Here is a 24917-nt window from a genome sequence, read left to right on the forward strand (position 1 = left end):
GCAGCGACGCCCCCCTGGGGGGGAAGCGCGTAGCGCTTCGGGGGGGGGTTACTCCTTCAGCTGAGGGATCGACGTGCCGGACGACGCCAGCAGGCCGGTCTGCACATATGTGAACAGCTTGGCGCGAGTATCGGTGATGTCGAGGTTGCGCATGGTCAGCTGGCCGATGCGGTCGGCCGGCGTGAACGGGGCGTTCTCGACCTTTTCCATCGACAGGCGCTCGGGAGCGTAGGTCAGGTTGGCCGATTCGGTGTTCAGCAGCGAGTAGTCGTTGCCGCGGCGCAGTTCCAGCGTGACTTCGCCGGTGACGGCGCGGGCCACCCAGCGCTGGGCGGTTTCGCGCAGCATGATGGCTTGCGGGTCGAACCAGCGGCCCTGGTACAGCAGGCGGCCCAGCTTGCGGCCGTTTTCGCGGTACTGCTCGATGGTGTCTTCGTTGTGGATGCCGGTGACCAGGCGCTCGTAGGCGATGAACAGCAGCGCCATGCCCGGGGCTTCGTAGATGCCGCGGCTCTTGGCCTCGATGATGCGGTTCTCGATCTGGTCGCTCATGCCCAGGCCGTGGCGGCCGCCGATGCGGTTGGCTTCGAGCATCAGCTCGACCGGGTCCGCGTATTCCACGCCGTTCAGCGCGACCGGCTGGCCTTCCTCGAAGCGCACCGTGACTTCCTCGGCCTTGACGGCCACGTCATCGCGCCAGAACGCCACGCCCATGATGGGCTTGACGATGCGGATGCCGGAGTTCAGGTGTTCCAGGTCCTTGGCCTCGTGCGTGGCGCCGAGCAGGTTGGAGTCGGTGGAGTAGGCCTTTTCGGCGGACATCTTGTAGTCGAAGCCGGCCTGGCGCATGTATTCGGACATTTCCGAACGGCCGCCCAGTTCGTCGATGAAGCGCTGGTCCAGCCAGGGCTTGTAGATCTTCAGGTCCGGGTTGGTCAGCAGGCCGTAGCGGTAGAAGCGCTCGATGTCGTTGCCCTTGAAGGTGCTGCCGTCGCCCCAGATGTTGACGTCGTCTTCCTTCATGGCGGCCACCAGCATGGTGCCGGTGACGGCGCGGCCGATGGGCGTGGTGTTGAAGTAGGTGATGCCAGCGGTCGAGATGTGGAAGGCGCCCGATTGCAGCGCGGCGATGCCTTCGGCGACCAGCTGCGGACGGCAGTCGATCAGGCGGGCGTTCTTGGCGCCGTAGGCCAGGGCCTTGCGCGGGATCTCGTCGTAGTCGGCCTCATCGGGCTGGCCCAGGTTCGCGGTGTAGGCGTAGGGGATGGCGCCGTTGTTGCGCATCCAGAGCAGCGCGGCGCTGGTGTCCAGGCCGCCGGAGAAGGCGATGCCGACCTTCTGGCCGGTGGGAAGGTTCGGGAGGATAGTGGTCATTGTTTGAGGTGAGACGCCAACGGGACTTTGACAGCAGCGAGCCGCCAAACAAGAAATCTAAGTGGGCATTTTAGCGCTTTTGCCGGGGGCGAACAGGGCGCGCAGTTCCAGCCCGCGGATCAGTTCGGCGGTGGCCGAGGCCAGCCGCGTCGAGGGACGGTGGCGGGCGGTCGCCAGCACCAGGTTGTTGACGATGCGGGGGGCGACGATATCGGCCAGCGCCAGCGCGTGCTCGGCCGCCGGTCCCCGGGCGGCTGAGCGTGGCAGGATTGCGCAGGCATCGCCCTGCGCGGCCAGCTCGACGATGGTCTGCACCGCGTCGACCTCGGCCGCCACCTGCAGGCGCACGCCCTGGGCGCGGCAGATGCTGTCGACCAGCGTGCGGATGGCGTTGGGCGGGCTGGGCAGCACCAGCGGATAGGCGCCCAGGTCCTTGACCGCGACGCGTGCGGGCAGCGCGGGCCGAGCGCCGGGGGCGGCGGCCAGCACCAGGTCTTCGCGGAACAGCGACTCGCAGGCCAGTTGGGGTGAGGGGGCCGGATCATAGAGCAGCGCCAGGTCGACGCGCCCGGCCAGCAGCCATTCGCGCACCTGCGCGCTCAGGCCCTCGGCGACGGCGATCGAGGCGTCGGGGAAGCCGCGCCGGAACGCCTGCACCAGCGGCGGCGTCAGCACCCGGGCGATACGCGGCGGCAGGCCCACCGACACCTTGCCGGCGGGCGTCTCGCGCAGGCTGCGCAGGTCTTCCCGGGCGCGCTCGGCCAGGGCCAGCAGGGCGCGGGCATGTTCCACGAAGCGCAGGCCCGCCTCGGTGGGCTCCACGCCCCGGCCGTTGCGGTACAGCAGATGCTGGCCCAGTTCCTGTTCCAGCAGGCGCACCTGCCGGCTCAGGGTGGGCTGGGCCACGTCCAGCATCTCGGCCGCGCGCGAGAAGCTGCGGCGCTCGGCGACGCGCAGGAAATATTCGATCTGCTTGAGGTCCATGAGATGGGCGGGGCGGGGGAGGCTCCGGGACGAGAGTCCGGGATATTTATATTTTCTATATCTGAAATGAAAGATATAGCATTGTTCGGCAAGCCGCAATCCATGACCATGGCGCTTTCCCCGCAGGATCATCCCGTGTCCGATTGCCGTCCGCCGCTCGCGTCTCCGTCCCGTCCCCGCTACGCCCTGCCGCCGGGCGCCTGCGATACCCATTGCCATGTGTTCGGGCCGGCCGACGTGTTCCCGTATGCCGAGGGCCGTTCCTACACGCCGCCCGACGCGCCGCAGTCCCGGCTGGCCGCGCTGCACGCGCACCTGGGCATCCGCCGCGCGGTGGTGGTGCAGGCCAATTGCCACGGCGGCGACCATGCCGCGCTGCTGGACGCGCTGGCCCGCAGCGAGGGCCGCTATCGCGGCGTGGCGCTGCTGGGCGCGGATGCCACTCCTGCTTCGGTGCGCGCGCTGCACGAGGCCGGCGTGCGCGCGGCCCGTTTCAACTTCGTGCCCCACCTGGGCGGCGCGCCGGATCCCGCCGTCTTCGACCATGTGGTCGGCCTGATCGCGCCGCTGGGCTGGCACCTGTGCCTGCACCTGGACGGCGCCCAGCTGCCCGGGCTGCTGCCGCGCCTGCGCGCGCTGCCGCTGCCCTTCGTGATCGATCACATGGGCCGGGTGCGCGCCGCCGACGGGCTGGACGCGCCGGCCTTTCGCGCGTTGCTGGGCCTGGCGGACCTGCCGGGCGCCTGGGTGAAGGTGTCGGGCCTGGACCGCATCGGCGCGGGCCGGCGGCCGTTCGCCGAGGGCATTCCCTTCGTGCGGGCGCTGGTGGAGGCCATGCCCGAGCGCACCTTGTGGGGCACCGACTGGCCACACCCGAACGTGCGCGGCGACATGCCGGACGACGGCGAGCTGTGCGATGCCTTCTTCCTGGCCTGTCCGGAAGACGATGCGCGTCGCCAGGTGCTGGTCCACAACCCGGCGCGGCTGTACGGATTTCCCTGAGCCCAGCGCCGCGGGCCCCGCCGGGCCGCGCGGCGACGACCCTATTCGATTCCAAAGGAGACAAGCATGTTGAAGAAACTATTCTGCGCCGCCCTGCTGGGGCTGGCCGCCGCCGGCGCGGCACGCGCCGAGGCGCCCGTGCGGCTGATCATCGCCTTTCCGCCGGGCGGCCCGGTGGACCTGGTGGGCCGCGTGCTGGCCGAGCAGTTGGGCAAGGAGCTCAAGCAGCAGGTGATCGTGGAGAACAAGGCCGGCGCCAATGGCAACATCGCCGCGGCCTACGTGGCCAAGGCGCCCGCCGACGGCTCGGTGCTGTTCCTGACCAGCGTCGGCGCCGTGTCCATCAGCCCGGCGCTGTACAAGGACCTGCCCTACGATCCGGCGCGCGACTTCGCGCCGGTCTCGCGCGTGGTCAACAACGCCACCGTGTTCGTGGTCAACCCAGCCAACCCGGCCACGGACGCGGCCGATTTCGTCAAACGCTCTCAGGCCGACTCGCAGCCGGTGGCGGTGGGCTCGTCCGGCATCGGCAGCATTCCGCACCTGACGCTGGAGATGTTCGCCGACGCCAGCCGCGCCAAGGTGATGCACGTGCCCTACAAGGGCGCGGCGCCGGTGATCAACGACGTGATGGGCAACCAGGTGGCGGGCTTCTTCGGCGACGTGCCGGGCCTGATCGGGCATATCCAGGGCGGCAAGCTCAAGGCGCTGGGCATCGCCGCGCCGTCGCGCCATCCGCTGCTGCCGGACGTCAAGACGCTGGCCGAGCAGGGCATCGCCGGCGTGGAGTCCAACAACTGGTACGGGCTGGTGGCGCCGGCCGCCACCCCGGCGGCCACCGTGGACAAGCTCAACCAGGCGGTGCGCGCCGCGCTGGGCAGCGAGGCCGTGCGCGCGCGGCTGGAGAAGTTCGGCGCCCAGGCCGCGCCCAGCTCGCCGCAGGAGTTGGCGGCGCTGATCGCGTCCGACCGCGACAAGTGGACCGCGCTGATCCAGCGCAAGAACATCCGGCCGGAGTGAGCGCCATGGACGCATGCAGAGTGACGCCGGTGGAGCCGGGCGCGCGGCCGGCGCTGGCCGGCCTGGAAGCGCGCATCGCTGCCGCGCGCGGCCGCGTCTCGCCGCTGTACCAGGTGCTGCTGAACAGCCCGGCCGTGACCGAGGGCTGGGAGGCGATGCTGACCGCCATCCGCCAGAAGACGGGGCTGGCGCCGCGCCTGCGCGAGCTGATCATCCTGCGGGTGGCGACGCTGAACGGCGCGCCCTATGAGTTCGAGGCCCATGTGCCGCACGCGCGCCAGGCCGGCATGCCGGACGCGCTGATCGAGCGCCTGCGCGCCGGCCCCGCGCTGGCGGAGCTGGCGGGACTGGCAGGGCCGGAGGGGCTGGCGCCGGGCGAGGCCGAGGCGCTGGCGCTGACCGACGCCATGACGCGCGGCATCGAGGTGCCGGACGCCGTGTTCGCGCCGCTGCGCGCGTTGCACGACGACCAGGCGCTGGTGGAATTGACGGCGACCGTGGCGGCCTACAACATGGTGTCGCGTTTCCTGGTCGCCTTGCGCGTCGGACACTGAGGAATGGGAAAGTGACGGATACCGTACTGCTGCTGTCCCTGGGCGAGCGCATCGACGCGCCGCGCGCCGCCGGCATCGCCGGCCGGCTGGCCGACGGCCTGCCCAACGTGCGCGTGAGCGCCTATGCGGCCGTGGACGAGGACGAGACCTATCTGTACATCGACGGCGGCGAAGGCACCTTGCCCGAAGTGGGCGCGCGCGTGGCCGAGCAGTTGCCCGGCGCCAGCGTGCGCGTGCTGCACCGGACGCTGGACCTGCCCGGCGCGGCCCGCGGGCAGGACGCGCCCTGGCACTATATCGTCGAGACCGATGTGCTGCCCGAGGCCGAGGCCGACCTGAACGCCTGGTACGACCAGGAGCACCTGCCCGGCCTGGCCGCCGTGCCCGGCACCGTGCGCGCGCTGCGCTATGTATGCCGCCACAAGGGGCCGCGCTACCTAGCCTGCTACGACCTGCACACGCGCGAGACCTTCGGCAGCTCGCCGTGGCTGGCGGTGCGGGCCACGGACTGGAGCAGCCGGGTGCGGCCGTCGTTCCGCAACACGCGGCGCACGATGTTCGCCCGGATCCTGTAGGCGGCGCCGGCTGCGGCCATCAAGCATTGGCCGCCGGACAGCAATCCCCAGACAGCAATCCCCAGACAGCAATCCCCGGACAGCAATCCCCGGGCGGCAGCCACGGGGCGGCAACTACCGGACCGCAAGCACGCAAAAGGGCCGGACACCGCGAGGCGTCCGGCCCTTTGTCGCCGGGGGCGGCGAGCGCCCCGGCGGATCTTGCGCGCAGGCTTACTTGAGCTGGCCCAGCAGCAGGAACTCCATCAGCGCCTTCTGCACGTGCATGCGGTTCTCGGCCTCGTCCCAGACCACGCTTTGCGGGCCGTCGATGACGTCGCCGGTGACTTCCTCGCCCCGGTGGGCGGGCAGGCAGTGCATGAACACGGCTTGCGGATCGGCCACGGCCATCATCTCGGCGTCGACGCGCCAGTCGGCGAAGGCGGCGCGGCGCTCTTCGTTCTCGGCCTCATAGCCCATGCTGGTCCAGACGTCGGTGGTCACCAGGTGCGCGCCCTGGCACGCTTCCATGGGATCCTTGAACTGGCGCAGCACCTTGTCGGACGGATTGCCGATGCGCGCCGGTTCCAGCTCGTAGCCGGCCGGGCCGGACACGTGCAGCGTGAAGCCCAGCAGCTCGGCGGCCTGCAGCCAGGTGTAGGCCATGTTGTTGGCGTCGCCCACCCAGGCCACCGTCTTGCCGGCGATGGGGCCGCGGTGCTCGATGTAGGTGAAAATGTCGGCCAGGATCTGGCAGGGGTGGAATTCGTTGGTCAGGCCGTTGATCACCGGCACGCGCGAGTGCGAGGCGAAGCGCTCGATGCGGGTCTGCTCGAACGTGCGGATCATGACGATGTCGACCATGCGCGAGATGACGCGCGCGGTGTCCTCGATGGGCTCGGAGCGGCCCAGCTGGGAATCGTTGGACGTCAGGTTGATGACCGAGCCGCCCATCTGGTACATGCCGGCCTCGAACGACACGCGGGTGCGCGTGCTGGCCTTTTCGAACACCATCGCCAGCGTGCGGTCGTGCAGCGGCATGTGGGGTTCGTAGCGCTTGAACTTGTCCTTGATGAGGCGCGCGCGGTCCAGCACGTACGCGATCTCGGCGGACGAGAAATCCTTGAACTGGAGAAAGTGCCGCAACGGGCCGTTTTGAGTCGTAGGTGGTGTCATGGTGAGGTCGCAGGTCAAAGTGCCCGGCCGGGCTCGTGGCCCGGCAGGGGTGTTGATGATGTCTTGTCGGCCAGGAAATCCCGGATCAGCGGGACCAGGATCTCGACGATCCGGTCGGCTTCCGCCCGGTTGAGGATCAGGGGCGGCAGCATGCGGATGACGCGGTCGCGCGTGACGTTGATCAGCAGGCCCGCATCGAGCGCGCGCAGCGCCAGCGCGCCACAGGGGCGGGCCAGCTCGATGCCCAGCATCAGGCCGCGTCCGCGGATCTCGGTCACGCCGGGCGTGCCGGCCAGCGCGGCGGCCAGCGATTCGCGCAGGTGCGCGCCCACCGCGCGGGCATTGTCGAGCAGGTTTTCGGATTCGATGGCGTCCAGCACCGCCAACCCGGCCGCGCAGGCCAGCGGGCCGCCGCCGAAGGTGGTGCCGTGGCTGCCGGGCGTCAGCACGCCGGCGGCGGGGCCGGCCGCCAGCATGGCGCCGATGGGCACGCCGCCCGCCAGGCCCTTGGCCAGCGTCATCACGTCGGGCCGGATGCCGGCCCATTGGTGCGCGAACCACTTGCCGCTGCGGCCGATGCCGGACTGCACTTCGTCGATCATCAGCAGCCAGCCGCGCTCGGTGCAGAGCTGGCGCAGCGCCTGCAGGTAGGCGGCGTCCGACGGCCGGATGCCGCCTTCGCCCTGCAGCGCCTCAAGCAGGACCGCCGCCACGCGCGGCTCGGCGTCGCCGGCGGCGCGCACCGCGTCGATCTGGTTATACGGCACCTGGATGAAGCCGGAGGGCAGGGGCTCGAAGCCCTTGCGGGCCTTGTCGCTGCCGGTGGCCGCCAGCGTCGCCAGCGTGCGCCCGTGCCAGGACGAGTCCATGGTGATGATGTGGGCGTGCTGGTTGCCGCGCTGCCAGGCGTAGTAGCGGGCCAGCTTGATGGCGGCCTCGTTGGCCTCGGAGCCGCTGTTGGCGAAGGCCGCTTCCTGCATGCCGGCCAGCGCCGTCAGGCGGGCGGCCAGCTCGGCCTGCTGCGGGATCTCGTAGATGTTGGACGTGTGTATGACGCGCGCGGCCTGTTCGGCGATCGCCGTCACCAGCTTCGGATGCGCGTGGCCCAGGCAGGACACGCCGATGCCCGCCAGCGCGTCCAGGTACTTGCGGCCCTGCGCGTCCCATAGCCATACGCCCTGGCCGTGCGTGAACGATACCGGCAGGCGGGCGTAGATATTGGCCAGAGGCGAGGGCATCGCGGATTCTCCTGGGGCGGACTCCCATGGGCGGACAGGGCCGGCTTCGCGCCGCTGCCGCGGTGTCGCCGCGACCTGCCTGTCTGGTTCGCCGGCCCGACGGGCGGAGCCGGTCCGGCCACCCGCTGGACAGCTCCGTTTTACGGGGCGTGCAGCCGTTTTAGGGAGGGCAAAGGATCAATCATATACAATTCGCGGCGCAGGACGCATGTTTGATCACGCCGAAGATCCGGCTTTCGTGAAGGGCGTCCTGTAGATGAAGAACTCATGGCAACTCGCGTCAGACAATTCGTAATCCACGGCGTCACCGAAAGCGGCAGCCGATTCCGCCCCAGCGACTGGGCCGAGCGGCTGGCCGGCGTCATGGCCCAGTTCCGGCCGCCCGGCAGCGCCGGCAATCACCTCACCTATTCGCCCTACGTGCTGCCGGTCGTGATCGACGGCGTGCGCGGCATCGTGGTTGACCAGCGCCTGCGCGACCTGGAACCGCTGGCCTACAAGTTCGTGGTCGATTTCGCCCACGACAACAATCTCAAGACCGAAGAACGCGAGGTCTGACCCCGATTCGGGGCAGGAACCCGGGAGGCGGCTTCAGGTCCGCGCGCCCGGATCGCGCACAGCCGCAGAAAAGCGCCCATCGGGCGCTTTTTCGTTGATGCGGGCGCCGCCCGCAGGAGGGCGGCCCCGCGCTACTTGCCGTAGACCACGTCGCGCAACCCCAGCGACAGCCCCGGCCAGTAGGTGATGATCATCAGGCAGACGATCACCACGCCCACGAACGGAATCAGCGGCTTGATCAGCCGTTCCAGCGGCAGCTTGGCCACCGCGCAGGCGGCGAACAGGTTCACGCCGAAGGGCGGGGTGATCATGCCCAGCGCCAGGTTGACGACCATGATGATGCCGAAATGCACCGGCTCCACGCCGAATTTCAGCGCCACCGGCAGCAGCAGCGGGGCCAGCACCACGATGGACGCGGACGTCTCGATGAACATGCCGATGAGGAACAGCGCCGCGTTCACGCCCATCAGGAACGTGAACTTGGTGTCGAACACCTGCGCCAGCCAGACGCCCAGCGCGTCGGGGATGCCGGCGCGGTTGAGCAGGAAGCTGAAGACGCCGGCGTTGGCGATCACGAACATGATCACCGCGGTCGACATGACGGATTTGTGCAGCGTTTCGGACAGCTGGCCGAAGCTGAGCTTGCGGTAGATGAACTTGCCCACCACTACGGCGTACATCACCGCCACCACGGATGCCTCGGTCGGCGTGAACACGCCGCCGTAGATGCCGCCCAGGATGATGGCCGGCATCATCAGCGCCAGCCAGGCGCGCTTGAACGCCGGCCACAGCGGCAGGCGGCCCTCGCCGTCGCGCTTGCCCAGGCCGTTGCGCCTGGCGTAGAACCACACGTAGAACATCAGCGCCAGGCCGATCAGGATGCCGGGCATCACGCCGGCGATGAACAGCTCGCCGGTAGAGGTGTCGGTGGACACGGCGAACAGGATCATCGGGATGGACGGCGGGATGATGACCCCCAGCTCGGCCGCGCTGGCCTGTAGCGAGGCGGCGAAGGGCGCCGGGTAGCCGTGCCGGATCATGGCCGGGATCAGGATGGCGCCGACCGCGAAGGTGGTGGCCACGCTGGAGCCGGCCACGGCCGCGAAGATCATGCAGGTCAGCACGCAGGTGCAGGCCAGGCCGCCCTGGATGCCGCCCACCAGGCTCTTGGCGAACTCGACCATGCGTTCGGAAATGCCGCCGGCTTCCATCAGGTTGCCGGCCAGGATGAAGAAGGGAATCGCCACCAGCGGGTACTTGTCCAGCGCGGCGTACAACTGCTGGGCCACCACCAGCCAGGGCAGGTTGGCGGCGCCGACTCCCGCCAGGCTGGCCAGTCCGATCGACACGGCGACCGGCACGGACAGCCCGAAGAAAATCAGCATCGAGACAATCATCAATTGGGACATGGCGTGATCTGCTTGGATTCGTTTCGAACGGGTCAGCCCTGCGCGTCGTTGCGCAAGGGGGCCTCGGCTTCTTCGCCGGCGCACCAGCGGGCCAGCACGGCGATGGCGGCCAGCGTGGCGCCGACCGGGATGGCCAGGTAGATCCAGGAGATCGAGATGTCCAGGCTGGGCACGGTCTGGAAACGCACGCGCCAGGTCATCTGGCCGCCGATCCAGGCCACGAAGCCCAGGAAGCCGGCGCAGATCAGGCCGATCAGCGCTTCCAGCGCCCGGCGGCGCGCGCCGCCCAGCATGTTGCGCAGCAGTTCGACGCTGATCATGGCGCCGTGGCGGAAGGCCAGGGCCACGCCCAGCAGCACGGTCCAGATGAGCAGCGCGCGGGTCAGGACCTCGCTCCAGTCGGCCGGCGAATGCAGCACGAAACGGGCGATGACCTGGTAGAAGGCGGCGGCCGCGGCGGCCACCAGCAAGAGTTGGGCGATGACCGATACCAGCTTGAAGAGCAGGCGGTCGAAGGCGCAGAGCAAACGCATGATGAATGGAGTCCCGCTAGCGATGGGGGCGACCCGGCAGGGCCGGCCGGCGGACGGCGCGGGCCGGCGGGCCTGTGCCGCCATGCCCGCTACGCGCCTGTCCGCGCCGGCGCGCCGTGCTTACTTGGTGTCGCGGATGGCGTCGATCAGCTTCTTGTCGTACTTCTTGTAGTACTCGGGGTAGGCCGGCTCGACGGCGGCGGCGAAGGCGGCGCGGTCCACTTCGGTGACCTGCATGCCTTCCTTCTTCAGCTGTTCCACGCCGGTCTTCTCGATGTTGTCGACGTAGGCGCGCATGGCCTGGGCCGATTCCTTGCCGGCCTTGTCGAAGTTGGCCTTGTCGGCGGCCGACAGGCCGTTGTAGACGTTGGCCGACATCAGCACCAGCGCCGGGCCGTAGACGTGGCCGGTCAGCGCCAGGTGCTTCTGCATTTGCGACAGCTTGGCCGAGGTGATGACCGACAGCGGGTTCTCCTGGCCGTCGATGGTGCCCTGCTGCAGGGCGGTGGCCACTTCGGGCCAGGCCATCGGGGTCGGCAGGATGCCGATCTGGCGGAAGGCCGCGATGTGGATGGGGTTTTCCGTGGTGCGGATCTTCAGGCCCTTGGCGTCGGCCGGCGTCTTGACCGGGCGCACGTTGTTGGTCAGGTGACGGAAGCCCTGTTCGCCCCAGGCCAGGGCGATGATGCCGCGGCTGGGGAACTTGGCCAGCATGTCCTGGCCGATCTTGCTGTCCAGCACCGTGCGGGCGTGCGGCAGGTCGCGCAGCAGGAAGGGGATATCGAAAACCCCGGTTTCGGGAACAAAATTGAGGGTGGCACCTGTCGAAACGATCGCCAGGTCGATGGTGCCGATCTGCAGCCCCTCGATGACCTCGCGCTCGCCGCCGAGCGCGCTGTTGGCGAACTGCTGCACCTTGTACTTGCCGCCCGTCGAGGCCTCGATGGACTTGGCCATGGCGTCCGCGCCGGCGCCGTAGTGCGACGAGGTCGACAGGGCGTAGGCCATCTTCAGGGTGTTCTGCGCCGCGGCGGGCAGGGAAGCGACCGCCCCGCAGGCGGCCAGGATCGTGGCTGCAAGCCAGGATTTGCGCATTGTCTTCTCCAGTATTCGATATGTTCTTGTCACGGCGTCGCGCCGCAGTAGCGCATGATAGCGGGATTCGGCCCCCCTTCCGGCCGTTGGGTAAGATTGCACGATGATGGATTTCCCTGATGCCTCCCGGGCGCGCCGCGCCGGTTTCTGGTCCACCTTGCGCCTGGGCGCCAGGATGATGATGCGCGACGCGCGCGCCGGCGAGTTGCGTCTGCTGGTGCTGGCGCTGGTGGTGGCGGTGGCCGCCGTGACCAGCGTCGGCTTCCTGGCCGATCGGGTCGGCCGGGCGCTGGAGCGCGACGCCGGCCAGATGCTGGGGGCGGACCTGGTGCTGGACGCCGACGAGCCGGTGCCGGACGCCTTCCTGCAGCAGGCGCGCCAGCGCGGGCTCGAGGTATCGCGCACCTGGCAGTTCCCGTCCATGGTCAGCGCGGGCGACGGCGCCCAGCTGGCCGCGCTCAAGGCCGTCGAGCCCGGTTACCCGCTGCGCGGCGCGCTGCGCGTGGCCGAGGGGCCGTTCGCCCCGGACGCGCCGGCGCGCGGCATTCCGTCCGAGGGCGCGGTCTGGGTCGACGGCCAGCTGCTGTCGCTGCTGAACCTGAAGATCGGCGACCTGCTCAACGTGGGCGACACGCGCCTGCGCATCGAGCGGGTGGTGAGCTACGAGCCCGACCGGGGCATGCAGTTCGTCAACGTCGCGCCGCGCGTGCTGCTGCGCGCCAGCGACCTGCCGGCCACCGGCCTGATCGCGCCGGGCAGCCGCATCGGCTACGCGCTGCTGGTCGCCGGCCCGCCCGAGGCCGTGTCCGGCTACGCCGGCTGGCTGGGCCAGAACCTCAAGCGCGGCCAGAAGCTGGCGACGCTGGAATCGGGCCGCCCCGAGGTGCGCCGCACGCTGGACCGCGCCCAGCGCTTCCTGTCGCTGGTGGCGCTGCTGGCCGTGCTGATCTCGGCCGTGGCAGTGGCGCTGGCGGCCGGGCGCTACATGGCGCGGCACCGCGACGGCATCGCCGTCATGCGCTGCCTGGGCGCCGTGCAGTCGCAGGTCTCGCGCATGCTGACGCTGGAGTTCGCGCTGGTCGGGCTGTTCTCGTCGGCCGTCGGCTGCCTGCTGGGCTTCGCCGTGCACCAGGGGCTGGTGGCGGTGCTGGCTTCGCTGATCGACACGACCCTGCCCGCGCCCTCGGCGGTGCCGGCGGCGCAGGGGCTGCTGACCGGCCTGCTGTTGCTGCTGGGCTTCGCGCTGCCCTCGCTGGCGCAGCTGCGCCATGTGCCGCCGGCCCGCGTGCTGCGGCGCGACGCCGACACCCTGGGCGCGCGCAGCGCCGCCGGCTATGGGCTGGGCGCGGCGGGCTTCGCGCTGCTGATCTGGTGGTTCGCCGGCGACGCGCGGCTGGGGGCGGTGGTGGCGGGCGGCTTCCTGGGCGCCTTCCTGGTGTTCGCGCTGGTGGCCTGGCTCTGCATCCTGGGCCTGTCGCGCCTGCGTCGCGTGGCCAACGGGCTGCCGTCCCTGCGCTTCGCCCTGGCCGGCGTGGTGCGGCGCCGCGCCACCACCATCACCCAGGTCTGCGCGCTGGCGATCGGCCTGATGGCGCTGTTGCTGCTGGCCATGACGCGCACCGACCTGATCCAGGGCTGGCAGCGCACGCTGCCGCCGGACGCGCCCAACCGCTTTCTGATCAACGTCCAGCCCGAGCAGCGTCAGGCCGTGTCCGACGCGCTGGCGCGCGAAGGACTGGGCCGCGTCAGCCTGGCGCCCATGGTGCGTGGCCGCCTGATCGCCCTCAATGGCAAGCCGGTGGGGCCGGACGACTACGAAGAGCCGCGCGCCAAGCGGCTGGTGGACCGGGAATTCAACCTGTCCTACGGCGACGAGCTGCCCTCGTCCAACCGCATCGAGCAAGGCCGCTGGCTCGCGCCCGGCGCCGACGAGGTCTCGCTGGAGTCGGGCCTGGCCAAGACGCTGGGCATCAAGCTGGGCGACAAGATGCTGTTCGACGTGGCCGGCCAGCAGGTCGAGGCCGCCGTCACCAGCATCCGGCGGGTGGACTGGGACACGATGCGCGTCAATTTCTTCGCCATCCTCACGCCCGCCGCGCTGGCCGACATGCCGCAAAGCTGGATCACCTCGTTTTACCTGCCGCCGGGCAAGGAACCGGTGCTGCCGGCGCTGGTGCGCGAGTTTCCCAACCTGACCGTGTTCGACGTGGGCGCCATCCTGCGGCAACTGCAGTCGGTGTTGAACGAAGTGGGGCGCGCGGTGCAGCTGCTGTTCCTGTTCACGCTGGCGGCCGGGGTGCTGGTGCTGGCCGCCGCGCTGACCGCCACGCGCGACGAACGCATGCGCGAGGCTGCCGTGCTGCGGGCGCTGGGCGCGACCCGGCGTCAGCTGGCGCGCTCGCAGCGCATCGAGCTGTGGGCGGTGGGCGGCCTGGCCGGGCTGCTGGCGGCGGCCGGCGCCAGCGCGATTGCTTGGGTTTTATCAACCCTGGTGTTCGACTTTGCGATTACCCTCAGCCTCTGGCCGTGGCTGGCCGGCATCGGCGCGGGCATGCTCGGCGCCTGGGCCGGCGGCGCGCTGGCCCTGCGCGGGGTGCTGCGCACCCCGCCCCTGGTCACCCTGAGAGAAACCTGATGACGTCCCGCGTCCATTCGATAAGCGAGCCCGTGGATACTTCCCGCAGCATTTTTGATCTACTTGGCGGCGAGCCCGGCGTGCGCGCCCTGGTCGACCGTTTCTACGACCTGATGGACATCGAGCCGGACCTGAAGGAACTGCGCGCCGCCCATGGCCCCAGCCTGGACGAGGCCCGCGACAAGCTGTTCTGGTTCCTGTGCGGCTACTTCGGCGGCCCGGACCACTACATCGAGCGTTTCGGCCATCCCCGGCTGCGCGCGCGGCATCTGCCTTTCTCCATCGGCGAGGTCGAGCGCGACCAGTGGGTGACCTGCATGGGCCGCGCGCTGGAGGACGAGGGCATCGAGCCGGCGCTGGTCGATCGGCTGCTGGAGTCTTTCTACGGCGTGGCCGACTGGATGCGGAATAGGTGACCCCCCCGAAGCGCTCGCGCGCTTCCCCCCAGGGGGCATGCCTGCGGACCGGAGGAGAAGTCCCCCCCGAAGCGCTCGCGCGCTCCCCCCAGGGGGCATGCCTGCGGACCGGCAAAGCCGGCTCCGCGGCATCCCGATGGGGTGAAACCGTCGATGGGGTGAAACCGGTATCCTGCGTGGGTTCATGGCTCTTTTGCGAGAGCCTTTTCATTTTTGAGGTGGCCCGACAATGAAGAAACTCATCAACGATCCGTCCGGACTGGTGCGGGAAATGCTCGAAGGCGCGGCGCGGCAGGCGCCGGGCACGGCCATCCTGGGCGATGAGCACGTGCTGGTGCGCAGCGATCTGCCGGCGGCGGGCCAGCGGCCCGTGGCCGTGATTTCCGGCGGCGGCTCCGGCCATGAGCCTGCGCACGCCGGGTATGTCGGCGCCGGCATGCTGAGCGCGGCGGTTTGCGGTGAGGTATTCACCTCGCCGTCCACCGATGCCGTGCTGGCGGCCATCCGCGCCACGGCCGGGCCCAACGGGGCCTTGCTGATCGTCAAGAACTACACCGGCGACCGGCTGAACTTCGGCCTGGCCGCCGAGCTGGCTCGCGCCGAGGGCATCCCGGTGGAGATCGCCATCGTCGCCGACGACGTGTCGCTGCGCCGGCACACGCCGCGCGAACGTCGGCGGGGCATCGCCGGCACCGTGCTGGTGCACAAGGTCGCGGGCGCCGCCGCGGCCCTGGGGCTGCCGCTGGCGCAGGTCGCCGCCGCCGCGCGCGAGGCGGCCGCGCAGCTCGGCTCGATGGGCGTGGCCCTGGGCGGCTGCACGCTGCCGGGCGCGGAGAAATCCGGCTTCACGCTGGCCGACGACGAGATCGAGCTGGGCCTGGGCATCCACGGCGAGAAGGGCGTCGAGCGCAGCGCCATGCTGCCGGCCGATCAACTGGCCGCGACCCTGCTGGACTACATCGTCGAGGACATGGGCCTGGCGGCCGGCGCGCGCGTCGCGCTGCTGGTCAACGGCCTGGGCGCGACGCCGCAGATGGAGCTGGACGTGGTCATGCGCGCCGCGTACGACAAGCTGGCCGCGCGCGGGATCGCCGTCGAGCGGGCCTGGTCGGGCACGCTGCTGTCGGCGCTCGACATGCCGGGCTGCTCGCTGTCGCTGCTGCGCGTGGACGAAGGCCGCCTCGCGCTGCTGGACGCGGCCACGGGCGCGCGCGCCTGGCCGGGCGGCGGGCAGGTCAACCAGGACATCTACGTCGCCGCGCCGGCGCTGGAGCTGGGCGAGGCCCAGGCCGCGCCCGACGCCGCCGGCCAGCGCTGGATCGCCGCTCTCAAGCCGGCGCTGGGCGCGGCGGCGGCGGCGCTGCACGCCAAGGAGCCGACGCTGACCGAGCTGGATTCGCTGGCGGGCGACGGCGACCTGGGCGCCAGCATGAAGCGCGCCGCCGACGCCATCCTGGCGGTGCCCGACGCGGCCCTGGCCGATCCGGCCGGCGCGCTGGCCGCGCTGGGCGGCGCGCTGCGCAAGGCCATCGCCGGCAGTTCCGGCCCGTTCTACGCCACCGCGCTGCTGCGCGCCTCGCGCCGGCTGGCGCAGGCGCCGCAACCGTCGGCGCGCGACTGGGCCGGCGCCTTCAGCGATGCCGTGCAGGCCGTCAGCGACCTGGGCGGGGCCAAGGCCGGCGACCGGACCATGCTGGACGCGCTGTTCCCGGCCGCCGCCGCCTTCGAGCAGGGCCTGGCCGCGGGCGCGGCGCCCGCCGCCGCCTTCGCCGCCGCGGTCGAAGCCGCCGAGCAGGGCGCGCAGGCGACCGCCGCCATGGCGCCGCGCGCCGGCCGCGCCAGCTACCTGGGCGAGCGCGCGGTCGGTGCGCCGGACGGCGGGGCCGTCGCGGTGGCCTGCTGGCTGGCGGCGCTGCGGCCGCATGTCGGGTCCGTGTAAATAGCGGGTCCGTGCAATAATTTTGGGGACGTTTTCCCTTTTGGCGTATCTCCATTGACTGCAAGCGACATCGACCGGCGCCCGGCGCCGCAACGGGGCGGCCGGCCATGAAGGCGGAACGCGATGCGTCCGGCGCCCGCCGCGCGGCCTGGCCGGCGCCGCTGGGCGGCGCCATGCTGAGCGACGCGCGCCTGGGCGAGGCCGGACCGCAATTGTTCGACCCCGCCCGCTACGGCGAACGCGCCCGTCCGGTGGACGCCGGCGGCAGGCAGGCTGCCTGGTTCGTGCACGGCGAGGGCTGGCAGGGCGTGCTGCGCCGCTACCGGCGCGGCGGCATGATCGCCCGCCTGAGCCGCGACAGCTATCTGTGGGCCGGCGAGGACCGCACGCGCAGCTTCCGCGAATACCGCTTGCTGGCCGCCATGCGGCGCCAGGGGCTGGACGTGCCGGCGCCGCTGGCCGCCGCCTACTGGCGCCAGGGGCCGGTCTACCGCGCCGCCATCCTGGTCGAGCGCATTCCCGGCGTGAAGCCGCTGGCCCAGATGCTGGCCGAGCCGCTCTGGGAGCCGGTGGCCGCGGCCATCGTCCGCATGCACCGGGCCGGCGTCTGGCACGCCGACCTGAACGCGTTCAACATCCTGATCGGCGGCGAGGGCCGCGTCTGGCTCATCGATTTCGACCGGGGCACCCAGGGACGGTTGTCCGATCGCCAGCGCCAGGGCAACCTGGAGCGGCTGCGGCGTTCGCTGAACAAGGTGGCGGGGGACGCCGGCGAGCGCTTCTGGCTCAAGCTGCGCGACAGCTACTGGACGGCGTGGGGCGTGGGCATCCAGCCTTGACGCGGGCGCGGGCCGCCCGCAAGCGGCCGAGAGGGCGCATGCGAGGCGATCGTCCCCCGATTTGCGGCAAAAAGCCCCCCAAAGTTGGGGAGGTCCGCGTTAAAAAGCTTTATCATTGCGCCTTTTGGCACTCCTGAAATACACGCATAGGGCAAGGGGGTTCGTATATGAAACTAGGGGCGGGAATGCGCTGGGCGCTCGGGGCAATGCTGGTCGCGGCGGCCGCAGCGCCGGCGGTCGCGCAGAACAAGGTCGTCAACGTCTACAACTGGGCCGAATACACGGCGCCGGACACGATTCCGGGTTTCGAGAAGGAAACCGGCATCAAGGTCCGCTATGACGTCTACGACAGCAACGACACGCTGCAAGCCAAGCTGCTGGCCGGCAAGTCCGGCTATGACGTCGTTGTCCCGTCCACGCATTACGCCTCCCGCCAGATCGAGGCAGGCCTGTTCCAGAAGCTGGACAAGTCCAAGATCCCGAACTGGAAGTACCTGGATCCTGACGTGATGGCGCTGGTCGCCAGCGTCGACCCGGGCAACCTGTACGCCATCCCCTGGGGCTACGGTACCAATGGCCTGGGCTACAACGTCACCAAGGTCAAGCAGATCCTGGGCGACAACGTCGACCTGGGCAACTGGGACATCCTGTTCAAGCCCGAGAACGCCGCCAAGCTCAAGGAATGCGGCATCTCGATGCTGGACGAGGCCGCGCAGGTCTTCCCGGCGGTGCTGAAGTACCTGGGCAAGGATCCCAACAGCGCCAACCCCGACGACTACAAGGCCGCGCTGGACCTGCTCAAGCAGATCCGCCCGTACATCCGCCAGTTCAGCTCGTCCGGCTATATCGACGAGCTGGCCGTGGGCGACCTGTGCATGGTCTACGGCTTTTCGGGCGACGTGATGATCGCCCGCAAGCGCGCCCAGGAAGCCAGGAAGTCCTATGAAGTGAACTACTTCATTCCCAAGGGCGGCGCGCCGGCCTGGTTCGACCTGATGGTCATCCCGAAGGATGCGCCGCATCCCGAGGAGGCCTTGGCGTTCATCAACTACATCGAGACGCCCCAGGTCCACGCGGCCATCACCAACACCATGTTCTACCCGAACGCCAACAAAGAGGCGCGCAAGTACGTGGTGAAGGACGTGGCCGACAATCCCATGATCTACCCGTCGCCCGAGGTCTCCAAGACCCTCTATGTGATCAAGGCCCAGCCCTTGAACGTCCAACGCCTGCAAACGCGCATGTGGGCCGAGCTGAAGTCCGGAAGATAAGCGATCATGAGCGATAGCCGTTACTCGGCGCAGCACGCGGCCGATCCGGACGAGTTCGTCCGGATCGCCGACGTGGTGAAGATTTTCGGCGACGTGGTCGCCGTGCGTTCCGTCAACCTGTCGGTCAAGCGCAACGAGATATTCGCGCTGCTGGGCAGCTCCGGCAGCGGCAAGTCGACCTTGCTGCGCATGCTGGCGGGCTTCGAGGAAGCGACCTCGGGCCAGATCCTGCTCGACGGCGAGGACATCACCAGCACGCCGCCGTACCGCCGGCCCGTGAACATGATGTTCCAGTCCTATGCGCTGTTCCCGCACATGACGGTCGAGGCCAACGTGGCCTTCGGCCTGAAGCAGGAAGGCGTGCCCCGGGCCGAGATCCACGACCGCGTGTTCGAGGCGCTGGACCTGGTGCAGATGGCCGGCTACGCGCGGCGCAAGCCCAACCAGCTCTCGGGCGGGCAGCAGCAGCGCGTGGCGCTGGCGCGCAGCCTGGTCAAGCGGCCCAAGCTGCTGCTGCTGGACGAGCCCATGTCGGCGCTGGACAAGCAGATCCGCCAGAAGACCCAGATCGAACTGGTCAAGATCCTGGAGCAGGTCGGCGTGACCTGCATCATGGTCACCCACGACCAGGAAGAGGCCATGACCATGGCGCATCGCCTGGCCGTCATGACCGAAGGCCAGATCGTCCAATGCGGCACGCCGCAGGATGTCTACGCCTTCCCGAACTCGCGCTTCGTCGCCAGCTTCATCGGCTCGACCAATATGTTCACCGGCACCATCGTGGTCGACGAACCTGACCACGTCGCCATCGAGTGCGCCGAGCTGACCCGCCCGCTGTACGTCAGCCACGGCGAGAGCGAGCCGCTGGGCATGGACGTGCACGTGTCGATCCGGCCCGAGCGCCTGGTGGTGTCGCGCAACCAGCCCGAGGGCGAATACAACTGGGCGCACGGCATGGTCAGCCACATGGCCTGGATGGGCAGCTACGCGCTGTACCAGATCCGGCTGGACTCCGGCATGATGGTCGAGGCCAGCGTGCCCAGCCTGCTGCTGGCGCAGATGGATGCGCCCGGCATCGACGAAGAGATCTTCGTCAGCTGGGACGCCGACAGCGCCACCGTGCTGTCGTCCTGAGCGCGGCGCGGAGGTCCATCCCATGAGCCGCTTTTCTCCCCGGGACTGGCTGCCATCAGGCAAGACGCTGGCGGTGGTGCCGCCGTTCGCCTGGCTGCTGGTGTTCCTGCTGGTGCCGTTCCTGCTGGTCTTCAAGATCAGCTTTGCCGAACTGCAATTCGGCGTGCCGCCGTACACCCCGCTGGCCGAATTCAAGGACGAGGCGGTGCAGTTCAGCCTGCACCTGCGCGGCTACATCCTGCTCCTGACGGACAGCCTGTATTTCGCCACCTACCTGAATTCGGTCAAGATCGCCGCCATCACCACGCTCTGTTGCGTGCTGATCGGCTACCCGATCGCCTATTACATCGCGCGTTCCTCGCCCTCGGTGCGCAACCTGCTGCTGCTGGGCGTGATCCTGCCGTTCTGGACCTCGCTGCTGCTGCGCGTGTACGCCTGGGTCGGCATCCTGCGCAACGACGGCCTGCTCAACAACCTGCTGCAGGCCCTGGGCATCATCTCCAGCCCGCTGGAGATCTACCGCACTGACCTGGCGGTCTATATCGGCATGGTCTATGCCTACCTGCCGTTCTTCATCCTGCCGCTCTACGCCACGCTGGTGAAGATGGACCTGCGCCTGCTGGAAGCCGCCTATGACCTGGGCGCCAAGCCCTGGCAGGCGTTCTGGCAGATCACCGTGCCGCTGTCGCGCCAGGGCGTGATCGCCGGCGCCATGCTGGTCTTCATCCCGGCGGTGGGCGAGTACGTGATCCCGGAAATGCTGGGCGGGGCCAACACCCTGATGATGGGCCGCGTGATGTGGAATGAATTCTTCAACAACACCGACTGGCCGATGGCCTCGGCGGTGACCTGCGTGATGGTGCTGCTGCTCCTGGTGCCGTTGGCGCTGTTCCAGTTCAACCAGGTCAAGCAGCAGGAACAGGCTGGCGGGGGGCGCAAATGAACGGCCCCAACAAGACGCTGCGCGCCCTCGCGCTGGGGCTGGGGTACTTCTTCCTGTATGTGCCCATCGTCAGCCTGATGGTCTTCTCGTTCAACGAGTCGCCGGCGGTCACGTCCTGGACCGGTTTCTCGATGCGCTGGTACCACTCGCTGTTCAACGACGAGGCGCTGCTGCGCGCGGCCTGGCTGTCGTTCCGCATCGCCGCGCTGACGGCCACGGCGGCGGTCATCCTCGGCACCTGGGCCGGCTATGTGCTGGCCCGCATGGGGCGCTTCCGCGGCTTCACGCTGTACGTGGGCATGCTGAGCGCGCCGCTGGTCATTCCCGAGGTGGTGCTGGGCATCTCGCTGCTGCTGATGTTCGTCGAACTGCGCGGCCACCTGGGCTGGCCCGCCGAGAACGGCATGTTCACCATCTGGGTCGGCCACGTCACGCTGTGCATGGCCTTCGTCGCCGTGGTCATCCAGACCCGCATCCGCGACCTGGACCGCTCGCTGGAAGAGGCCGCGCTGGACCTGGGCGCCACGCCGCTGGTGGTGTTCTTCAAGATCACGCTGCCGCTGATCGCGCCGGCGCTGGCCTCGGCCTGGCTGCTGTCGTTCACGCTGTCGCTGGACGACGTGGTGCTGGCGTCCTTCTTGTCGGGTCCCAGCTCCAGCACGCTGCCGATGGAAGTGTTCTCGCGCGTGCGGCTGGGCCTGAAGCCCGAGATCAACGCCCTGGCCACGCTGTTCATCCTGGCGGTGGGCACCTGCGTGATCCTGGCCAACCGACTGCAATCGCGCAAAGAGACCGAATCCAAATGAAATCAACGACTTTGTATGGTTTGAGCAAGTGCAGCACCTGCGTCAAGGCACGCGACTGGCTGAGCGCGCATGGCGTCGCGCATGAATTCGTCGACTACCGCGATCATCCGGTGGCTGCCGCCACGCTCAAGGCCTGGGCCGGCAAGGTAGGCGGCTGGGAAAAGCTGGTCAACCGCACGTCCATGACCTGGCGCGCGCTGTCCGACGAGCGCAAGGCCGCCAGCACCGACGCGCAATGGACCCAGCTGATCGCCGAGTACCCGGCGCTGGTGCGCCGCCCCGTCACGGTCACGCCGGACGGCGAGGTCACGGTCGGCTTCAGCGAAAAGCGCTACGGCGAACGCTTCGCCTGATCGCGTAGCGCCATGGCCGCCAAGGCAATTCCATCGGGCAGCGCCGCAGCGGCGCTGCCCGATGTTTTTTTCGACCGCGACGCCCGCGAGCTGGCGCGCGACCTCTTGGGCAAGGTGATCCGGCATCGCGTCGACGGCCTGTGGCTGTCGGCCCGCATCATCGAGACCGAGGCCTACTACCAGGCCGAGAAGGGCAGCCACGCCTCGCTGGGCTATACCCACAAGCGGCGCGCGCTGTTCATGGACGGCGGCGTCATCTATATGTACTACGCGCGCGGCGGCGATTCGCTGAACTTCAGCGCCGCCGGGCCGGGCAACGCGGTGCTGATCAAGTCCGGTCATCCCTGGGTCGACGCGCGCTCGGGGCCAGAGGCGCTGGCGCGCATGCAGGCGCTCAATCCCGACGCCACCGGCCAGGCGCGGCCGCCGCACAAGCTGTGCGCCGGCCAGACCCTGCTGTGCCGCGCCCTGGGCTTGAAAGTGCCCGACTGGGACGCGCGCCGCTTCGATCCCGAGGCGCTGTACGTGGAGGACGTGGGCGAGCGTCCCGCCGCCCTGGTGCGCTGCGCCCGGCTGGGCATTCCGGCGGGCCGCGACGAGCATCTGCAATACCGCTATGTGGACCCGGCCTATGCCGCGTTCTGCACCCGCAACCCGCTGCGGCGCGGCCAGGTCGCGGGTCGCGACTATGTCTGGGTGGATGGGCGGGGCAGGGAGCTGCCGCCGCCGGGCCCGGCTTAGCGGTCGCGGCCGGCGCCGCGCGCCTGGCGTCGGCGTATGAGGAAAGCGGGAAACGCCGTATCAGGCCGAGCGGTCGGCGGCGGCCTGGCGCGCCCGGCGCTCCATCGAGGCCAGCATCTCGGCGTACTTCTGCCGCACGCGGCGGCGGTTCAGGCGCCGGCTCCAGGCGTACAGCGGAATCAGGGGCAGCGAGCCGAAACCGTCGATCAGGTACAGCCCGAGCTTGCCGTCGGCGTTGCGGCCGTAGGCGATGTTGGAGGGCGAGACGTCATGCAGCACGACATGGGCGTCGGCCAGATCCTCGAAGAACTCGTCCAGCCGCGCCCGCAGGGCCCCGTCCAGCTGGCCCTGGCGCGCCAGGCTTGCCACCGTGGGCGCGATTCCGCCCGCGTCGTCCGTGATTTTCTCCACCAGCAGCCCCAGTCCCAGCGAGGTCTGCGCCACGCCCAGGATGCGGGCCAGCGGCACCTGCCACACGCCGGAAGGGCGCGTGGTGGTGTTGACGTACTCGGTGATCTCGTTCAGGTAGACGCGGTAGGCGCTTTCACGCTGATACTGCTTGTACCAGCGCTTGAAGGGTCGCGCTTGCAGGTAGCGGGCGCGCGCCTTCATGTCCATCACCTTGACGAGCAGGGAAGGCGCGTTCGGGTGCTGGAAGATGTGACGGTCGCCGCCGACCGCCAGGGGGGATTCCGCGTCCAGGTTCAGGGGACCGAAGATCGATTGAAACGAGACTGGATTGCTACAGGATGGAAGATCGGCGGAGTTCAAAACAGTTGCGTGCTCATGCAGATTGTTAACAGTTTAATGCTGTTGCGCGGAGCAGGCAGGCATACCCGACAGGCGGGGCTGGCTTTTTATCCAGGGCCATCCAGAGCCAAAATACCGGGCCGCATCCTAAAATCCCTGTTTTGGAGGCGAGTTCCTTGACCTTGAATGACATTCTGCTTTGGGTCGCGGCCGGTGGCGCCGTGCTGGCCTGCCTGCTTGGCCTCGCGGCCTGCCTGCGTCCGTCCGCTGGTCCCGCCCGGCTGGACGCGCTGCTGGAAGGGCTGGAACGCACCGAGCGCGCGCTGCGCGCCGACATTGCCGAGGGCCAGCGCGGCCTGCGCGGCGAACTGGCGGAGTCGGCCCGCGCGCTGCGCGCGGAGCTGGGGCAGGCCCAGGACGAGCTGCGCGCCGGCCTGGGGCGCGACGCCCAGGCCGCCCGCGCCGAGTCCGCCGAATCGCTGGCCCGGTTCGCCGCCGGTTTCGGCGAGCAGCTGCAGGGGCTGATCCAGATCAACGAGCGTCGCCTGTCCGAAGTGCGCGCCACCGTCGACCAGCGCCTGCAACTGCTGCAGGCCGACAACGGCGCCCGGCTCGACGAGATGCGCCGGACCGTGGACGAAAAGCTGCACGCCACGCTGGAACAGCGGCTGGGCGAATCGTTCAAGCTGGTCTCCGAGCGGTTGGAGGCGGTGCACAAGGGCCTGGGCGAAATGCAGGCGCTGGCCGCGGGCGTGGGCGATCTCAAGCGCGTGCTGACCAACGTGAAGTCGCGCGGTACCTGGGGCGAGGTGCAGCTGGCGCGGCTGATCGAAGACAACATGACGCCGGACCAGTACGCCAGCAACATCAAGCCGGTGCCGGGCAGCGACGCGATCGTGGAATTCGCCGTGCGCCTGCCGGGCCGGGCGGGCGGCGCGCCGGTCTGGCTGCCGATCGACGCCAAGTTCCCCAAGGAAGAATACGAGCGCCTGATGGACGCCCAGGAAGCCGCCGACGCCGAGGGCGCGCGCGCGGCGGGCGCGGCGCTGGGCAAGGCGGTGGAGGCGCAGGCCCGGCTGATCGCCGCCAAGTACGTGGCGCCGCCGCATACCACCGACTTCGCCATCATGTTCCTGCCTACGGAAAGCCTGTATGCCGAGGTGTTGCGGCGTCCGGGGCTGCTGGACCGGCTGCACGGCCTGCGCGTCAACGTGGCCGGCCCCAGTAATCTGGCGGCCTTGCTGAACAGCCTGCAAATGGGCTTTCGCACCCTGGCCATCGAGCAGCGTTCGTCCGAGGTCTGGCAGGTGCTGCGCGCCGTCAAGACCGAGTTCGGCAAGTTCGGCGAGGCGCTGGCCAGCGTCAAGAAGACGCTGGACAACGCCAGCAACAAGATCGGCCAGACCGAAGTGCGCACGCGCGCCATGCTGCGCAACCTGAAGAACGTCGAAGCCTTGCCCGAGGCCGACGCGCGGCTGGTGCTGGGCGGGCAGGAATTGGACGATGCCGCCGAATCCAACGTGTCCGCCAGTCCGGATGAACGGGAAGATCCCGGGTCCAGGTGAAGCGATCGGCAGGCGGGGACAGACGCCT

24 protein-coding genes are annotated in these 24917 nt (G+C 69.5%); 16 read left to right on the plus strand and 8 right to left on the minus strand.

Going from position 1 to position 24917, the window contains the following annotated elements:
* Window positions 1-48: 48 nt before the first annotated feature.
* Together argG and AC6LJ9_RS12795 are read right to left on the minus strand one after the other, a co-directional pair.
* Entirely contained in the window at window positions 49-1374 is a 1326-nt protein-coding gene (gene argG / locus AC6LJ9_RS12790) for an argininosuccinate synthase (protein ID WP_498147839.1), read from the minus strand.
* A gap of 57 nt (window positions 1375-1431) precedes the next feature.
* Complete coding sequence (locus AC6LJ9_RS12795; RefSeq protein ID WP_498147840.1) at window positions 1432-2358, minus strand: LysR substrate-binding domain-containing protein; 927 nt, start codon at window positions 2356-2358, stop codon at window positions 1432-1434.
* 135 nt (window positions 2359-2493) lie between these two features.
* Here AC6LJ9_RS12795 and AC6LJ9_RS12800 point away from each other — a divergent pair, with 135 nt between their 5' ends.
* The 4 genes from AC6LJ9_RS12800 to AC6LJ9_RS12815 all read left to right on the plus strand — a co-directional run bounded on the left by AC6LJ9_RS12800 (window position 2494) and on the right by AC6LJ9_RS12815 (window position 5509).
* Complete coding sequence (locus AC6LJ9_RS12800; RefSeq protein ID WP_498147876.1) at window positions 2494-3360, plus strand: amidohydrolase family protein; 867 nt, start codon at window positions 2494-2496, stop codon at window positions 3358-3360.
* 66 nt (window positions 3361-3426) lie between these two features.
* The gene (locus AC6LJ9_RS12805; protein ID WP_212320257.1) at window positions 3427-4380 is read left to right on the plus strand and encodes a Bug family tripartite tricarboxylate transporter substrate binding protein; all 954 of its coding nucleotides are present in this window, start codon (window positions 3427-3429) and stop codon (window positions 4378-4380) included.
* Between the two features lie 5 nt (window positions 4381-4385).
* On the plus strand, window positions 4386-4934 hold the full coding sequence (locus tag AC6LJ9_RS12810) for a carboxymuconolactone decarboxylase family protein (RefSeq protein WP_498147841.1): 549 nt from the start codon (window positions 4386-4388) through the stop codon (window positions 4932-4934).
* Window positions 4935-4945: 11 nt separating this feature from the next.
* A complete protein-coding gene (locus tag AC6LJ9_RS12815) occupies window positions 4946-5509 on the plus strand; it encodes a hypothetical protein (protein WP_498147842.1) in 564 nt (187 codons plus the stop codon).
* A gap of 213 nt (window positions 5510-5722) precedes the next feature.
* On the opposite strand, the gene argF is transcribed toward AC6LJ9_RS12815, so the two are convergent.
* Together argF and AC6LJ9_RS12825 are read right to left on the minus strand one after the other, a co-directional pair.
* A complete protein-coding gene (gene argF, locus AC6LJ9_RS12820) occupies window positions 5723-6664 on the minus strand; it encodes an ornithine carbamoyltransferase (protein WP_498147843.1) in 942 nt (313 codons plus the stop codon).
* A gap of 14 nt (window positions 6665-6678) precedes the next feature.
* A complete protein-coding gene (locus tag AC6LJ9_RS12825; RefSeq protein WP_498147844.1) occupies window positions 6679-7902 on the minus strand; it encodes an aspartate aminotransferase family protein in 1224 nt (407 codons plus the stop codon).
* Between the two features lie 267 nt (window positions 7903-8169).
* Here AC6LJ9_RS12825 and AC6LJ9_RS12830 point away from each other — a divergent pair, with 267 nt between their 5' ends.
* Entirely contained in the window at window positions 8170-8460 is a 291-nt protein-coding gene (locus AC6LJ9_RS12830; protein WP_212320267.1) for a DUF3579 domain-containing protein, read from the plus strand.
* 131 nt (window positions 8461-8591) lie between these two features.
* Here AC6LJ9_RS12830 and AC6LJ9_RS12835 read toward each other — a convergent pair whose 3' ends face one another.
* The 3 genes from AC6LJ9_RS12835 to AC6LJ9_RS12845 all read right to left on the minus strand — a co-directional run bounded on the left by AC6LJ9_RS12835 (window position 8592) and on the right by AC6LJ9_RS12845 (window position 11497).
* Window positions 8592-9869 (minus strand): TRAP transporter large permease, encoded by a 1278-nt coding sequence (locus AC6LJ9_RS12835; protein WP_498147845.1) that lies wholly within the window; start codon window positions 9867-9869, stop codon window positions 8592-8594.
* A 32-nt stretch (window positions 9870-9901) separates the two neighbouring features.
* A complete protein-coding gene (locus AC6LJ9_RS12840; protein WP_498147846.1) occupies window positions 9902-10402 on the minus strand; it encodes a TRAP transporter small permease in 501 nt (166 codons plus the stop codon).
* Window positions 10403-10522: 120 nt separating this feature from the next.
* A complete protein-coding gene (locus tag AC6LJ9_RS12845; protein ID WP_212322656.1) occupies window positions 10523-11497 on the minus strand; it encodes a TRAP transporter substrate-binding protein in 975 nt (324 codons plus the stop codon).
* Between the two features lie 103 nt (window positions 11498-11600).
* On the opposite strand from AC6LJ9_RS12845, the gene AC6LJ9_RS12850 reads away from it, so the two are divergent.
* From AC6LJ9_RS12850 to AC6LJ9_RS12895, 10 genes are all read left to right on the plus strand, one after another.
* Window positions 11601-14132 (plus strand): ABC transporter permease, encoded by a 2532-nt coding sequence (locus AC6LJ9_RS12850; RefSeq protein ID WP_498147847.1) that lies wholly within the window; start codon window positions 11601-11603, stop codon window positions 14130-14132.
* Window positions 14132-14548, plus strand: coding sequence for a group II truncated hemoglobin (locus AC6LJ9_RS12855; RefSeq protein WP_498147848.1), 417 nt, complete (start codon window positions 14132-14134; stop codon window positions 14546-14548). Before AC6LJ9_RS12850 ends, AC6LJ9_RS12855 begins: the two co-directional genes overlap by 1 nt.
* A gap of 229 nt (window positions 14549-14777) precedes the next feature.
* Entirely contained in the window at window positions 14778-16487 is a 1710-nt protein-coding gene (locus tag AC6LJ9_RS12860; protein WP_498147849.1) for a dihydroxyacetone kinase family protein, read from the plus strand.
* A 107-nt stretch (window positions 16488-16594) separates the two neighbouring features.
* Window positions 16595-17326, plus strand: coding sequence for a 3-deoxy-D-manno-octulosonic acid kinase (locus AC6LJ9_RS12865; RefSeq protein WP_392411740.1), 732 nt, complete (start codon window positions 16595-16597; stop codon window positions 17324-17326).
* Window positions 17327-17493: 167 nt separating this feature from the next.
* Window positions 17494-18597, plus strand: coding sequence for a polyamine ABC transporter substrate-binding protein (locus tag AC6LJ9_RS12870; RefSeq protein WP_212320743.1), 1104 nt, complete (start codon window positions 17494-17496; stop codon window positions 18595-18597).
* Between the two features lie 6 nt (window positions 18598-18603).
* On the plus strand, window positions 18604-19731 hold the full coding sequence (locus AC6LJ9_RS12875; RefSeq protein ID WP_498147850.1) for an ABC transporter ATP-binding protein: 1128 nt from the start codon (window positions 18604-18606) through the stop codon (window positions 19729-19731).
* 22 nt (window positions 19732-19753) lie between these two features.
* Complete coding sequence (locus AC6LJ9_RS12880; protein WP_212320741.1) at window positions 19754-20674, plus strand: ABC transporter permease subunit; 921 nt, start codon at window positions 19754-19756, stop codon at window positions 20672-20674.
* A complete protein-coding gene (locus tag AC6LJ9_RS12885; protein ID WP_212320740.1) occupies window positions 20671-21480 on the plus strand; it encodes an ABC transporter permease subunit in 810 nt (269 codons plus the stop codon). Before AC6LJ9_RS12880 ends, AC6LJ9_RS12885 begins: the two co-directional genes overlap by 4 nt.
* Window positions 21477-21833, plus strand: a complete 357-nt coding sequence (locus AC6LJ9_RS12890) for an arsenate reductase (protein WP_212320739.1) — start codon at window positions 21477-21479, stop codon at window positions 21831-21833. Before AC6LJ9_RS12885 ends, AC6LJ9_RS12890 begins: the two co-directional genes overlap by 4 nt.
* 12 nt (window positions 21834-21845) lie before the next feature.
* Window positions 21846-22574, plus strand: a complete 729-nt coding sequence (locus AC6LJ9_RS12895; RefSeq protein ID WP_498147851.1) for a DNA-3-methyladenine glycosylase — start codon at window positions 21846-21848, stop codon at window positions 22572-22574.
* A gap of 60 nt (window positions 22575-22634) precedes the next feature.
* Here AC6LJ9_RS12895 and AC6LJ9_RS12900 read toward each other — a convergent pair whose 3' ends face one another.
* Window positions 22635-23345 (minus strand): YrbL family protein, encoded by a 711-nt coding sequence (locus AC6LJ9_RS12900; RefSeq protein WP_498147852.1) that lies wholly within the window; start codon window positions 23343-23345, stop codon window positions 22635-22637.
* A gap of 161 nt (window positions 23346-23506) precedes the next feature.
* Here AC6LJ9_RS12900 and AC6LJ9_RS12905 point away from each other — a divergent pair, with 161 nt between their 5' ends.
* Window positions 23507-24889, plus strand: coding sequence for a DNA recombination protein RmuC (locus tag AC6LJ9_RS12905; protein WP_498147877.1), 1383 nt, complete (start codon window positions 23507-23509; stop codon window positions 24887-24889).
* Window positions 24890-24917: the final 28 nt, after the last annotated feature.

This window comes from Achromobacter sp. 1011811831, assembly GCF_059760905.1.